The organism is Sedimentibacter sp. MB35-C1, from assembly GCF_030913635.1.
In the GTDB taxonomy this organism is placed as follows: Bacteria; Bacillota; Clostridia; order Tissierellales; family Sedimentibacteraceae; genus Sedimentibacter.
The window spans coordinates 1696072-1708757 of sequence record NZ_CP133188.1; the positions used below are offsets into that span (position 1 = coordinate 1696072).

Consider the following 12686-nt stretch of genomic DNA (forward strand, 5'->3'; position numbering starts at 1 on the left):
TTCTTGAAATGTAATTCGTTTGAAAGTTCCACACCAAGTTTAAATCCTTGAATAAAATTTTTTGCATTAACAAGGTGCGCACTTCATTTTACAACCTATCACAACTAAATATTTCTGAATGGGATACTCGATGGTTTTACATCTATCTTTGCAATACCATTTAATTTTAAATAATCGTCAAGCCCTTGTTTTGCAACATTTTCATCCAAAGTAGGGCTAAAACGTATTTCCTCTATGACTCGATTATCGGAATCAGTCAGACCATAGATTGGTATTGTAATATAAGGTATTACTACCTTGCCATTAGTTCTAAAATTCGGATAATAATTTACGATTCCATTATAATTGCAAATCCTTTGATCGGTGATTCTATCATCGCTTTCATATATTTTATTATTTGCCCAAAATTGAGGGATAAACGCATATCTATATTCATGTTCATACTCAAATCCTGTATGTTTTACAAATAATGAAATAAGTCTAATATGCGTAAATACAGTTTTCTTAATAATTTCATCTTTTAGTTTATTATTTACTTTTAGATAGGTTTTACCACTTTTATATATAGAAGAAATCAAGTGTTTTATTGGTTTATACTGCTTTTTATTATTTTTTTCTTCATTGTCGATATAAATAACTTTGCCCATTATGTACGTACCCGGGTTCACAAAACTATTTTTAAACTTATCTTTATCTACTTTTATATTATATCCGTCATCATTAGAATAATTTTTCCACATAGGAAGAGAATCTTTTTCAGTAGTCATAGAAAGAATATATACATCTTTCTTTTCGTTGTTTATTTGTTCTTTTAAACTATTTATGAAAGATTCTTTATAATTAAGCTTTTCCAATACCTTAAAAATATATGATGTTTCACTTGGATCATTTAAAAAATCACTTTTGGTGACCCAAAACTCTTTCTTGTCTAAAATTCCTTTTAGACCTGCTATACTCGTATAATGATACATTTTGTTCTTATCTTCATCAGTCTTATTATTATCATTGTCAGAAATGTTTTTAAAAAAGTTATATAAGAAAGGCGAAAAGTGATTAAATTGAAAAATAGATTCGTTAAATTTTGTTACAGCTTCCCAATAATTTTTCTCAGCATCCTTTTTTAATTCTTCAATGTTTTCAGATTCTAAGTCTATCAAATATTTATATGCCGTGCCAATATAAATATAATCAGATTCCGATGTGGGAGTTATTTTAACTACTTTATTAAAACAACTTTTTGCAAAATCACATTCATCTAAATTCGAAAGAACTATTCCAACTTGCAATAATATATTTGAATCATCTAAATTTTGTACATCTATTTTTTCTAAATGTTCTTTTGCTTTATGTTCATGGTGCAAAAAATATTCACTCATACCTTTTATGTAAAGTTTGTTAGTATCAAAATTTGAAATATCGAGTTTAGATATTTCTTCAAAGAATTTTTGTGCAGTTTTATTATCCAGTCCATTTAATTGCAGCCCTGCATTATATAAAAGATTAATATTACTTACATTTAATTTTAAGATATTTTCGTAGCATTCAATTGCGTCTTTCTTTTTTCCTAAAACTTTTAATGCAAATGCTTTTATAATAAGAATTCTCATTCTTGCCATTGCTTGTATCACTTAAATTTATTATTTTTTGAAAACAACAAATAGCAAAATCATGTTTATTAAGTGATAATAGTCGACAAGCGATAATATTTAGCGAAAAAATGTTATTTATGTCTTTTATATTTTCCTTAATAGCTTTATTAAAATTATCCATACCATCTTTAGGCTTTCCTAAAATCATTGAACATGTTGCTTTTATATATAGTTCTTGAGGGCTATATTTAGGTTTTTGGATGGATACAATTTTTTGATACAATTTTGTTGAATATAATATTTTGTTACAGTCTAAAAAGTCGGCTAAATCATATAAGTTTATTAAATCATTTGTTTGCAATTTAAGTATTTTTTCAATGCATTCTACAGTTTCATTAGGTTTACGCAATATATAAAATAACTTTGTAATACCGCATAAAATTACAATATCAGTAGGATTAAATTTTAATATTTGCGACAGACATTTATATGTCGCTTCATAATCATGTAAAATTGAAAGCTTATTTGCTGCATTATATAGACGTTGGATATTTTTATCTGTTTCTACTATTTCTTTGAAATACTTTATTGCTAATGAGTCTATAAACAAGCAATAGGCAGCATTACCTTTACAATACTTATCTTCAACATTGTTATCTTGTAAGTCCAAAATTTTATTATAATATTCAGAGGCAATATTTTTTTTACTTATCTTTTCTAGTTTAAATGCCATACCATGTAATTTGATTATATCTTCTGTTAGATTTAATACTTTATTAAAGCAGTCAATTGCCTTTGATTGGTAGCCATTATTACATAAATATATCCCAATATCAAATATAATATTTACATTTGTTGTTCCTATTTCCAATATCTTTTTAAAGCATCGAATTGCTTTGGCTGTTTCCCACATCGAATAGATATGACTCATACCTTTATAATACAGTTCATCAACATTATCAAAATTGATTTGTATTTCCGTTATTCTTCTACATATATCTCTTGCTTTATCAATTTCTCCTGAATTGTACAGTTGCATTGCTAATTCAAATACGCCTTTTATATCCGTTTTATCTACATCACTACCGTCCATAACCTCTTCCTCCTAGCACTTGAAATTCATCTAAATATAATTATACATCTATAGACCATATTTTTTCTATCTGAGTTAATGAAAATTTCAATAAAGCATTTTAAATTGGTATTTACAAACTATGTTAGAGCAGCATATATAAAAGAAATTGAAAACTTTTCAATTTAGCATTGTACAACTAAATATTCGATACAGTGCACAAAAAGGAAACAACCTTGAAGTCTGTATGTTGACCTCAAGGTTGTTTTCCGTACTCAGTTTGCGTTTTCTATTTTATCTCTATGGTACTTCCTCTTTAAAGGATTACCTTTTTTAACTTAATTTTGTCCGTTATTAATCATTTTCGTTAGTATTTTCTCGCCTGTTATAGGTAGACTTCGCATATTTATGTTAGTTGCATTGTATACGGCATTTGCGATTGCAGGTGCCGGGGTGTTAATTACAAGTTCACCTATTGACTTTGCACCAAATGGTCCCGTAGGTTCATAGCTGGATTCAAAATCAACTCTTATTTTTCCCACATCCATCCTTGAAGGAATTTTATACTGCATAAATGAGTCATTTAGCATTCTTCCATTTTCGTCATACTTAACATCTTCATACAATGTCATTCCCATTCCTTGGACTATTCCGCCTTCAGCCTGAATTCTAGCAAGGTTTGGGTTTATAACAGTTCCGCAGTCAACTACTCCCACATAGTCAATTATGTCTATTTTACCTGTAAGCTTATCCAGCTCGATTTCAACCAGACCTGCCATAAATGGAGGAGGTGATGTAGGTGAAAAATGAGATCTTGTAGCAGTAAGGTAGGCGTTTGTGCCCACGTAGCTGGCATATCCTATTTCAGCGAGAGATATAGTCTTTCCGGTGCCTGCGCACACTACTTGTTTCCCGTCAAACTCCGCATCCTCAGGCTTGCATCCGAGAAGTCTTGCACCTTCAGATAGTATTTTGTCTCTTAGCACCTCGCATGTTTTAACAACAGCCATTCCCGTAATATAAGTTGTGCTTGAAGCATAGGAGCCTGTGTCGTATGGAGATAAATCAGTGTCAACGCCGTGAACGACAATATTGTCATAATCTGTGTCTAGGCAATCGGCGGCAATTTGTGCCAGAATTGTATCACACCCTGTTCCCATATCGGTGGCCCCTATTAAAAGCGTATAGAAGCCTTCATCATTCAATCGGATCTCAACAGCTCCCACATCACATGATGAAATTCCCGATCCCTGCATTGCAACAGCACAGCCGACAGAACGTACTTTATCATTTCCTATATCTTTAGAGGGAAATTTTTCGTCCCAGTTTATCATTTCTTTAGCTTTTAACATACACTTGTCAAGAGTGCAGCTTTTTAACTCTTCATTATAGTAAGTGGGCATAATTTTGCCTACATTTTTCTGAGTAAGCATGTTGTTCATTCTCAAGACGGTAGGGTCCATATTAAGTTTGGCGGCCAATTCATTAACAGCAGATTCCAAAGCAAAGAAGCCTTGAGTTGCGCCGTATCCTCTGAATGCACCCGCTCCCATGGTGTTTGAGTAAACAACCTCATTTTCAAATTTATACGATGCTGCATTGTATATGGTCATTGCCTTGTGACCGGATAATCCGACAGTTGTCGGGCCGTGATCTCCGTAAGCACCTGCATTCCATAATGAAAACATGTGAATAGCTTTGATTATTCCATTTTCGTCAGCTCCGAGCCTAATCTTCATCTCTGCTTCGTGACGTGGGCTTCCGTTGGTAAAGCTCTCTTTTCGTGAATAAACCATTTTAGCCGGTTTACCTGTTTTCCAAGTTACAATTGCAGGGAAAATTTCGCTTACAATCGTCTGCTTTGCACCGAACCCTCCGCCGATTCTCGGTTTAATAACTCGAATTTTAGATTTTGGAATCTGAAGAGCGTTTGACAGTATACGTCTTACGTGGAACGGTACCTGTGTTGAAGTTATAACAGTAAGTCTTCCGTAGGTGTCAATGCTTGTTTGAGTTCTAAAGGTTTCCATCATAGACTGATTGTTTGCTTTTGTAGTGTATGTCTCTTCAATTATGTGAGCACAGTTTTTAAAATCTTTTTCAACATCTCCCACTTCCATTGCATCAGATGAGCAGATGTTTCTCTTATTGTCAGCACCAACGTCGCATAGAGTTTTAAAGTCGTCTTCAGGATGAACAATGATCTTGTTGTCAATTGCTGTTCTGTAATCCAGCAATGCTTCTAAAACTTCATATTTAACTTTGATTAATCCAAGAGCCTTGTCCACTGATTTTTCATCCAAACCTGCTACTATTGCCACAGGATCTCCGACACATCTCAGCCTTTTATCGAGAATAAGTCTGTCATACGGGCTTGGCTCGGGATAAGTCTGTCCAGCTGTGGTAAATCTTGATTTAGGAACATCCTCATAGGTTAGTATGCACTCGATTCCAGGTACTTTTTTCGCTTTTTCAGTATTTATTTCATTGATAATTGCATGTGAATGAGGGCTCCTCAGAAGTTTTACAACAAGATTGCAACCTTGAGTAACATCATCTGTGTATACCGGTTTGCCTGTTACCAATGCAATGGAATCTTTTTTTCTGACACCTTTATTAACAAACTTCATGAGAGACCTCCCTGTTATTCTTTAGCAACAGAAATTTTCTGACAGCTCTCAGCTGTCCCATATAGCCCGTGCACCTGCACAGATTTCCTTCCAGATATTTTTTGATTTCATCTTCAGTAGGGTTATTCAATTCCTTAACCATTGATAATACGTTCATTATAAACCCCGGGCTGCAAAAACCGCACTGCTCTGCACCTTCATCTGCGAGAAAATTACCAAACTCAGCAGCTTCTTCCTGCAATCCTTCCATAGTGGTAACATGTAGCCCATTAGCACGAACGGCTAAAAATGAACATGAAAGTATTGGCTTGCTTTCAAGTATTACGGTGCACAATCCACAGTTGGAAGTTTCGCATCCTCTCTTTACACTGAGCTGACCTTTAGATCTTAAAAAATCTAAAAGCAGAGTATCAGGTAAAACATCATCTATATATTCTTTATCATTTATCCATAATTTAATCTGCATAATTTCCTCCGTTCAATATTGCTTCAATGCCTCTTTTTGTAAGCACACCTGCAAGAATTTTTCTGTATTCACTGCTTGCACGCATGTTTGTCCCAAAAATAGTTCTGTCCTTAATGTTAGAAATTATTTTATTAATTTCATCACTGTCAGGTGAGCTGCTGAGTTCAAATATATTTAGAGAAGCTTTCATAGGTCTTGCACCGTGCGCCGTAAACCATTTATTTCCTTTTTTTGAAACTGCACAGGTGAGAACAGGAAAATCAGTTGCACTTAATCTGTAGCTAGAATACGAAATTTTTCTTTTGTCTTTTTTTATAATTATGCTTACCAATATATCATTATCCAGAGGCATACCTAAATATTTTTCCAGAGAAACAACACCGCCGCTAAATAACTCAACATAGGTATCTAATACCAATAAAGCCGTCAATATATCTGAAAAGCCGAATCTTGAATAGATGCTTCCTCCGATTGTTGCTAGGTTCCTCATTTGAACTCCTACGATATTTTCTACTGATTTAGTAAGAGAACCGCCGAAATAATTATTTAGGCCTTCGTGAGTTTCTATTTCCCTAAGAGTGCACATGCATCCGATTCTAAAACTATCTTCATCTTCAACGATTGAATTAAGACCCAAAGCTGATAGATCTATTGCAGTACCAATTCTCTTTCTGCCCATCTTAAGCCAAAGCATACCGCCGATAATTGTGTTTCTCCTGTTTTTATTTAACTCGAAAGCCTGTTCCAGACTTTCAGCTACAATATATTTATCAATTGTAAACATGTGGTGCCCCTTTCAATAGCTTAAATATTTTTATATAGTCCTGTCAAATTTTCATATTTAGTATATAATTTTAATACATTTTACCTTAAAATATAATAACAATCAAGAATTATTTGCGAAAATTATTCGTATTATTACGAATAATAATGATTAAAATACACGAGAAATAGGCGAAAAAAAACCGCTCATTTGAGCGGTAAGGTTAACAATATTAATACTTAATAAACTTCGATCCCGGAACTCCACAAATGCTGCATTTATCAGGAATAGACTTTTCAATGTTTCCACAGACAGGACATAGATAGTAAAAAACTTCTTCTGCCTCATCAATCTTTTCCAGAGCTTCCTTATATAATTTAGCATGAACTTTTTCTGCTTCCATTGCTAATTTAAACGTTCCTATAGCTGCCTTGTTTCCTTCTGCTTCTGCAGCCTTTATAAATTCGGGATACATGCTTTCGTATTCATAAGTTTCGCCTGCAACTGCGTCTTGCAGGTTTTCAGTAGTTGTTTTGATTTTGCCTGCAACTTCCAAGTGCTTTTGCGCATGCAGTGCTTCTGCATCTGAAGCTGCTCTGAAAAGTTTAGCTGCGTTTGTTTTACCTTCTTTTTCTGCTTTCTTAGCATATGCTAAATATTTTCTGTTAGCCTGAGATTCTCCTGCAAATCCGTCCATTAAATTTTGTAATGTTTTGTTTTCCATTCTTTAAATCCTCCATGATATTTCATTAATTATTTTACACTTAAAAGACATTGAGGGCATAGACCTTTAAAATATACATTTTTGTTGTCAATTTTGAAACCTTTAAGTTCATTTGATTCTAATGAATCAATGTCAATATTGAAATCATAAATATTTCCGCATGATTCACATTTAAAATGACCGTGATTTCCGGTAGTTATATCATACCTGGTTTCATTATCTTCTATTGTAATGACTCTTACGATACCTGCCTCTGTCAATGAATTTAAAGTGTTGTACACAGTTGTTTTAGATAACGTAGGAACTTCATCATGAAGCCCGTTATAAATTTGGTCCGCAGTCGGATGATTGTGATTTTGCGTTAGGTATTCCAAGATCTTCAATCTTTGATGTGAGAGACGAATTTTATTATCTTTTAATTCATTTAGTAAATCTTTAAATTCCATCTTAATAATACCCTCTTTCTATACCGTAAAATCATTTCAAATTTGCAATGATTACAATATAATAATACAGTTAAATTTTATAAAAGTCAATAGGTAATTTCTAAAATAAAAATAAACATCCTATCCAAAAAATTCCTTGATAAAAATTTTGACTTGATTTATTATTGTTATTGTTTTAAAAATTTATTAATAGGGTATAACTATAAAAAAATTTGTCATAAAGGGGTAATTATGAAATATTAGTTAATATACCGCAAAAACTAATGAACAATATGTAACAATACCAGGCTTGGTTGGATTTAAGGGGGATGAATGGAGCAAGTTAAACTAACTTCAGGAGGTAACATATGAAAAATAATTATGAAAAACGAATTCCGCTTATGAGCCTAACAGTAACCCTTGCTACTTCGGTATTAGTTTATATCCTTAATATCCCCAGTCCAAACGTGGTGCTTCTTACTGTTCTTGTGTATTTCACATTTCTTGGAGGTTATTTATCCGGTACGTTAAGCGGAATTGTGACTATTTTGTTTACAATTTATAAGTTTATGGAACCTAATCAATTATTTTCGTACTCTGATGATAATTTAAAAAGAATAATTGTGTCAGTTATTTTCATACCATTAATGATATTGATAGTTGGGTATATGAAAAAGGATTTATTGGATAAAAATAAAGAATTAGAAAAGGCAAATGAGAATTTAAGAAAATTATCTATAACAGATTCGCTTACATCCATATACAACAGGCGTTATTTTGACGAAGTGCTTACCGATGAACTGAGAAGATCTGAAAGGTTAAATATTCCAATATCTTTGGCAATAATAGATATAGATTTTTTTAAAGAATACAATGATGTTTATGGGCATATTGCTGGAGATAACAGTTTGATAGCAGTTGCGCAGGCTATTATGAAGCAGGTTCAGAGAACCGGTGACTTTGCAGCCAGGTATGGAGGAGATGAGTTTGCGGTTGTATTGCCAAACACAACCTTAGACGGTGCAGCAGTAGTGTGCGAAAGAATATTAAGATCTGTAAGAGACTTGAAAATTACCCATGGAGCAACTAAAGAAGGAATATTGACAATAAGTATGGGAATAGCTGTATGTGATGAATCAAGAATTTACGAGGGTGGAAGTTTAATCAATGATGCGGATCAAGCATTGTACAAAGCAAAGAAAAAAGGAAGAAATCAATATTACTTCTAATTTTATAATATGAAATATCCAGATTTCTGGGCAAACTAAAAAATATGGTACTATTGTAAGAGTACTGTAAAAGTTGCAATTTTGCGGTACTTTTTTATATTTAAAGAACTTAAATAAAAAAGGAATATTTATAAAAAGTATACATCTTACGATAGAATTAATTAAATTATAAATGTATATATGGTAATTTTTGCTACAACAAAAAGTCTGGCTATTACAAGGCCAGACTTTTTGTTACGCCATTGAGTTTTTTGAATTAAAATTTTTCAGCACTCAATTCCAGCAGTTATTTTGAATTTTATTGTAATGAATTATAATTTTTGTCAGAAGACATTCGACTGCTTCTATTCATCACCATGTTTCTGACAATTGGAGTAGTCATTGCTACCGCTGCTGCGGTTAAACCCACTCCAAGCATTAATTTTCCGGGTGTTTTTCTCATTTTCATATTCTCACCTCAACTATATTTTCTGCAGAAAGTTTTTTTATATACGATAATAAGACTTCCATATTTATATTAAATCAAACAGGATTTTACTTTAATAAGTTTTTAAAAAATCTATGTTTAGCCTTGACGAATAATGGCAATAATATTAATAAATTATATTAAAAGGCTGGTGATTTACATGTATGCAATTTTGGCAGTTAAGGTTGAAGAACGTGCGGCTAAAGCACCTCATCTTCAAAAAATCCTTACAGAATACGGATGTATAATAAAAACAAGAGTAGGGTTTCATGAAACGGATCAAGAAAAATGCTCCATGAGCGGAATTATATTGCTTCATTTATTTGGAGACAGAAAAAGCTTTGAAGAGCTGTTTGAAAAGATTAAGGAAGTTGACGGTGTTATACCTAAATTTGTTGAATTCTAAAATATCTAGAATTCTTTTTTTTGGTTAATCCTTAAATTCCCTTAATTTCATAATATTTAAAATTAATACTTAAAAGTGTTTAAAAATTTATTTATAAGTGATATAATACATTAACGCATCATTAAGCGAGTCAGTGTGTTGAAATAAATAGAGAAAGCGGACTATTGCATTAGTGAAGTATGCAGGCTTACACGGACGTGCATAATAAAAAATGTAAACATCTGCGTTTAGAATGGGCGGAATAGGAAATACAGTATGCATACTGAGCTTTCCAAAAAATGTACATGTTTTGCTTTTGTGGTATAATAAATACAACAGATCAAATAAATAACAAGGAGTGATAGAATGCATTGTGTGCAAAAAATCAGTGAAAGTATATATTGGGTGGGAGGAAACGATAGGAGACTTGAGCGCTTTGAAAATATGTTTCCGATACCGAAAGGAGTATCCTATAACTCATATTTAATATTAGATGAAAAAACAGTGTTAATGGATACAGTTGACTTTGCAATAAGCAGATTATTTATCGAAAATATAACTCATGTTCTTGACGGAAGAGACCTAGATTACTTAGTGATAAATCATATGGAGCCTGATCACTGCGCAAGTATTGAAGAATTAGTCAGAATATATCCAAACTTAAAAATTGTCGGAAATAAAAAAACTTTTCAATTTCTGGGACAGTTTTATAATTTTGATTACAGCAATAATACATATGAGGTTAAAGATTGTGATACGCTTAACGTAGGATCACATAAACTAAAGTTTTTTACAGCACCCATGGTTCACTGGCCGGAAGTAATGTTTACCTATGAAGAAACAGAAGGTATTTTGTTTTCAGCTGATGCCTTTGGAACATTTGGAGCTTTGGCAGGTAATATTTTCAGCGATGAGACGGATTTTGATCATTACTATTTGGAGGAAGCAAGGAGATATTATGCAAATATAGTAGGGAAGTATGGTGCGCAGGTTCAAAGCATATTAAAGAAGGTATCATCAAGTCCCATAAATATGATTTGTTCGTTGCACGGACCGGTTTGGAGAAAAAATATCGAATATATACTGGACAAGTACAATAAATGGAGCAAGTACGAACCTGAGAAAAAAGGTGTTGTAATTGTTTACGCTTCAATGTATGGAAACATGGAAAACACTGCAAATGTCATTGCTAATAAGCTTGCACAAAAGGGTGTTCAGGATATCAGGGTATATGACGTTTCTAAAACTCACCCGTCGTACATCGTATCTGATATTTGGAAGTACAGTCATGTAATTTTTGCTTCAGTTACATATAATATGGGATTATATTATGGTATGGAATCGCTGCTGCATGAACTTAAGGCTCTGAACATGCAGAACAGAACAGTGAGTCTTGCAGGAAGCGGTACGTGGTCACCTGCTGCCGTTAAGGTTATGCGGGAGATTTTGGGATGCATGAAAAACGTTGAAATTGCAGGAATACCTTTCGAAATAACATCTTCAATGAAAAAAGATCAGGAGCCGGAACTTGATAAATTTGTTGAAGATATTTACGAAACTTTAATATAAAAAACACAATATCTTGAAAAAATTGAATTAAAATTGAACAGGAGGGAAAAATGAAAATTGAAACTCAGTGCCTTCATGAAGGATATCATCCAAGAAACGGTGAACCAAGGGTTCTGCCTATTTGCCAAAGTACTACATATACATATGATTCTTCCGAACACATAGGTAAACTATTTGATTTGACAGCAGAAGGACATATGTATTCACGCATATCCAACCCGACGGTTGCTGCTGTAGAGGCTAAAATTGCAACACTTGAAGGAGGTATTGGAGCACTATGCACAACATCTGGGCAGGCAGCGTCTCTCCTAAGTCTGTTAAATATTTTAAAAGCAGGGGATCATTTTATAAGCATTTCGTCAATATATGGCGGAACTATAAATTTATTTGCGGTGACGCTGAAGAAGTTTGGAATTGAATGCACGTTTGTAAGCCAGGATTCTGATGATGAAGAAATTCAGAAACAATTCAGAGAAAATACAAAGGCTGTTTTTGGAGAAACTATTGCAAATCCTTCACTTGTGGTTTTTGATATTGAAAGATTTGCAAATATTGCACATAAAAATAATGTACCGCTTATAGTTGATAACACGTTTGCAACGCCATATCTTTGCAGACCGATAGATTTCGGTGCGGATATAGTAATTCATTCAACTACAAAGTACATGGATGGTCACGCGGTTCAAATGGGCGGTGTAATCGTTGATAGCGGAAACTTTAATTGGTCAAACGGTAAGTTTCCTGAATTTACAGAACCTGACGAATCTTATCATGGAGTAGTATATACTGAGAGCTTCGGAAAAGCTGCTTATATAACTAAAGCAAGAGTTCAGTTGATGAGAGATATCGGCGCATACCCGTCCGCAAATGCAGCATTTTTATTAAATTTAGGGCTTGAGACTCTTGCCGTGAGAATGGATAGGCATTGCAGCAATGCATTAAAAGTAGCTGAATATTTAAGCAAGTCTAATAAAATTGAGTTTGTATGTTACCCTGGTTTGAAAAACGACAAATATTATCATCTAGCACAAAAATATGTTCCAAAAGGAAGTTCAGGAGTAATTTCATTATCAATAAAAGGAACGAGAGAAAATGCTGTAAAATTTATTGATTCATTGAAGCTTGCTTCAAATGAAGTTCACGTTGCAGACATACGAACATGCGTACTTCACCCTGCAAGCTCTACACACAGACAGCTTACAGATGCTCAGCTTAAGGCGGCAGGAATAACGCCGGGTCTTGTAAGGCTTTCTGTAGGTATAGAAAATATTGATGATATCATTGAAGATATTGAGCAAGCTCTTGGGCAGGTAGATTAAAAAATGTTTAGACTAGTTTTTCCTGGGTAATAATTTATATGAAATTATT

Annotated in this window: 12 protein-coding genes; 4 read left to right on the forward strand and 8 right to left on the reverse strand. The window is 33.3% G+C overall.

The features are described 5' to 3' along the window. Positions 1-104 precede the first annotated feature (104 nt). The 7 genes from RBQ61_RS08020 to RBQ61_RS08050 form a co-directional block, all read right to left on the reverse strand. Positions 105-1616 carry a DUF2971 domain-containing protein gene (locus RBQ61_RS08020; RefSeq protein ID WP_308139964.1) on the reverse strand — a complete coding sequence of 504 codons (1512 nt, stop codon included), beginning with the start codon at positions 1614-1616 and terminating at the stop codon, positions 105-107. After that, a complete protein-coding gene (locus RBQ61_RS08025) occupies positions 1543-2682 on the reverse strand; it encodes a tetratricopeptide repeat protein (RefSeq protein WP_308139965.1) in 1140 nt (379 codons plus the stop codon). The genes RBQ61_RS08020 and RBQ61_RS08025 overlap by 74 nt, the downstream gene beginning before the upstream one ends. Before the next feature lie 317 nt (positions 2683-2999). Next, positions 3000-5291: a xanthine dehydrogenase family protein molybdopterin-binding subunit gene (locus tag RBQ61_RS08030; RefSeq protein ID WP_308139966.1), complete on the reverse strand. Its 2292-nt coding sequence runs from the start codon at positions 5289-5291 to the stop codon at positions 3000-3002. Next, positions 5278-5757, reverse strand: a complete 480-nt coding sequence (locus RBQ61_RS08035; protein ID WP_308139967.1) for a (2Fe-2S)-binding protein — start codon at positions 5755-5757, stop codon at positions 5278-5280. The genes RBQ61_RS08030 and RBQ61_RS08035 overlap by 14 nt, the downstream gene beginning before the upstream one ends. Beyond that, entirely contained in the window at positions 5747-6541 is a 795-nt protein-coding gene (locus RBQ61_RS08040) for a xanthine dehydrogenase family protein subunit M (protein WP_308139968.1), read from the reverse strand. Before RBQ61_RS08040 ends, RBQ61_RS08035 begins: the two co-directional genes overlap by 11 nt. Positions 6542-6752: 211 nt before the next feature. Further along, the gene (locus tag RBQ61_RS08045) at positions 6753-7244 is read right to left on the reverse strand and encodes a rubrerythrin family protein (protein WP_308139969.1); all 492 of its coding nucleotides are present in this window, start codon (positions 7242-7244) and stop codon (positions 6753-6755) included. Between the two features lie 29 nt (positions 7245-7273). Continuing rightward, positions 7274-7690, reverse strand: a complete 417-nt coding sequence (locus RBQ61_RS08050; protein ID WP_308139970.1) for a Fur family transcriptional regulator — start codon at positions 7688-7690, stop codon at positions 7274-7276. Positions 7691-8037: 347 nt separating this feature from the next. Between RBQ61_RS08050 and RBQ61_RS08055 the strand changes: the two genes are divergently transcribed. After that, positions 8038-8898 carry a GGDEF domain-containing protein gene (locus RBQ61_RS08055; protein WP_308139971.1) on the forward strand — a complete coding sequence of 287 codons (861 nt, stop codon included), beginning with the start codon at positions 8038-8040 and terminating at the stop codon, positions 8896-8898. Positions 8899-9196: 298 nt separating this feature from the next. On the opposite strand, the gene RBQ61_RS08060 is transcribed toward RBQ61_RS08055, so the two are convergent. Beyond that, the gene (locus tag RBQ61_RS08060; RefSeq protein ID WP_308139972.1) at positions 9197-9340 is read right to left on the reverse strand and encodes a hypothetical protein; all 144 of its coding nucleotides are present in this window, start codon (positions 9338-9340) and stop codon (positions 9197-9199) included. Between the two features lie 139 nt (positions 9341-9479). On the opposite strand from RBQ61_RS08060, the gene RBQ61_RS08065 reads away from it, so the two are divergent. From RBQ61_RS08065 to RBQ61_RS08075, 3 genes are all read left to right on the forward strand, one after another. Further along, positions 9480-9770 (forward strand): hypothetical protein, encoded by a 291-nt coding sequence (locus RBQ61_RS08065; protein WP_308139973.1) that lies wholly within the window; start codon positions 9480-9482, stop codon positions 9768-9770. A 345-nt stretch (positions 9771-10115) separates the two neighbouring features. After that, entirely contained in the window at positions 10116-11318 is a 1203-nt protein-coding gene (locus tag RBQ61_RS08070) for an FprA family A-type flavoprotein (RefSeq protein ID WP_308139974.1), read from the forward strand. A gap of 50 nt (positions 11319-11368) precedes the next feature. Further along, positions 11369-12637, forward strand: a complete 1269-nt coding sequence (locus RBQ61_RS08075; protein WP_308139975.1) for an O-acetylhomoserine aminocarboxypropyltransferase/cysteine synthase family protein — start codon at positions 11369-11371, stop codon at positions 12635-12637. Positions 12638-12686: the final 49 nt, after the last annotated feature.